Origin of the sequence: Aquabacterium sp. UBA2148 (assembly GCF_002328915.1) — a bacterium.
Classification (GTDB): domain Bacteria; phylum Pseudomonadota; class Gammaproteobacteria; order Burkholderiales; family Burkholderiaceae_C; genus Aquabacterium; species Aquabacterium parvum.
On the sequence record NZ_DCXA01000263.1, the window covers coordinates 1,068 to 1,284 of the forward strand.

The window sequence follows — 217 nt, forward strand, 5'->3', positions numbered from 1 at the left end:
CGGCCGTGGCCGGGCCGCTGTGCCAGGCCACCACGCCGACCTGCGGCGGCGCATAGGACTCGCTGGGGTTGAGCGGGTGCGGCGCGGTCGAGATGGCCACCACCACGTCCATGTCCAGCCGCAGCTCGACGAAGTCACCCGCCTGGCTGTGGCCGGTGGCGAAGTCAAAGCGCCCCTCGTCATCGACCGTCACCTTGCTGAACAGGTTGACTGGCGC

Annotated in this window: 1 protein-coding gene; it reads right to left on the reverse strand. The window is 70.5% G+C overall.

The window, feature by feature from the left end; all coding sequences use genetic code 11:
* A partial coding sequence (locus B2W70_RS14715) for a DUF1989 domain-containing protein (RefSeq protein ID WP_286746787.1) occupies positions 1-217 on the reverse strand: 217 nt, incomplete at both ends.